The organism is Streptomyces hirsutus (genome assembly GCF_001418415.1).
GTDB classification, from domain to species: Bacteria; Actinomycetota; Actinomycetes; order Streptomycetales; family Streptomycetaceae; genus Streptomyces; species Streptomyces hirsutus.
This window is the reverse complement of the sequence record NZ_LIQT01000733.1, coordinates 1-1293: the sequence shown is the minus strand read 5'-3', so window position 1 is coordinate 1293 and position 1293 is coordinate 1. Positions and strand designations below refer to the sequence as shown.

General features: G+C 78.0%; 1 protein-coding gene. It reads right to left on the bottom strand.

The window, feature by feature from the left end; translation table 11 throughout:
• Window positions 1-1217, bottom strand: a 1217-nt coding sequence (locus AOK11_RS38030; protein WP_157869544.1) for an FHA domain-containing protein, incomplete at its 3' end; no start/stop codon positions are given.
• Window positions 1218-1293: the final 76 nt, after the last annotated feature.

Genomic DNA, 1293 nt, shown 5'->3' with positions numbered 1-1293 from the left:
CGCACCGGCGTGCCCTTGCGGCCTCCGACGGGCCGGGCGGTGAGCCCGTCGTCGGCGCCGTAGCCGGTGGACGCGCCCGCGCTGCCCGCGTGGGTACCGGTCTCCGTCCCGGACACCGGGTCGAACCCGCCGTCGGCGGGCCTCGGCTGTGACACCCGGCGCCCCTTGGGGACCCGTGGCACCTCACCCCGGGAAGCCGTGTGGACCGTACGCCTGCCGCTGCCGCTGCCGCTGCCCGTGCTTCCGGCGCCGGCGCCGGTGTCGAAGCCGAAGCCGGTGTCGAAGCCGAAGCCGAAGCCGGTGTCGGAGCCGGAGCCGAAGCCGGTGTCGGAGCCGGAGCCGGAGCCGGATCCCGAGCCCGCCTCCGAAGCGCCGCCCGTCCCGTGGTTCTCGATCCCCGGCGTGCCCCCCTGGCCGGGCACCAGCGGGGTCTCCCCGGTGGTCCCGGCCGCCGGGGAACCGTAGCCGTGGTGCGTGGGCCCGTCCGGCGGACGCACGGCCGCCGACCCTGCCCCCGCCCTCGTGGGAGGCTCCGCGTACGTCCCCGCGGGCGGTTCCGGCACGCGGACGTGCCCCTCGCCGTCCGGCGTCGTCCGTGCTCGCGCCCCCGGCCCCGCGGCCGGGGTGAGCCGCAGCGCCGACTCGCCGATCCGCAGCAGCGCGCCCGGGGCCAGACCGACCGGGCGGGAGCCCACCCGCCGGCCGTCCAGGGTCGTGCCGTTGGTGGAGCCGAGGTCGGCGACCGAGACCCTGCCGTCCGGGCCGACCGTCACCGCGCAGTGCAGCCGGGAGACGTCCGGGTCGTCGAGCGGCACATCGGCGTCGGCCGAGCGCCCGATGCGGATCTCGCCGCCGTGCAGCAGATGGACGCCGCCCGCGTCGGGACCGGCGACGACATGGAGTCTGGTCGGGGTGTCGTCCAGTTCGGGGTGCGGCTCCGGCTCGCCCGGGGCGCCCACGGCCAGCACCGCGCCGTCGATCAGCGGGGGCTCGCCGAGTGTGCAGCGTTGGGCGTCCAGCCGCTGGTCACCGGCGTACAGCACCGGGGCGCCGGAGGAGCCCGCGGAACCGGAGGCGCCGTCGCCGCCGGAGACCGCCGAGACCAGTGCGGCGGCCACCGCCGCCAGGGCCGTACCGGCGGGGGCGGTGACGACCACATGGCCTCGCGCGGGGGAGGTCAAACCCAGCGGATCTACCACGGTCAGCCGGATCTGCATCGCCGTGAGCGGTCCCTTCTGCGCGAGCGCCCGCGGCATGGAGGACGGAACCGCCCCGCGGTCCCCCACCGCGGAC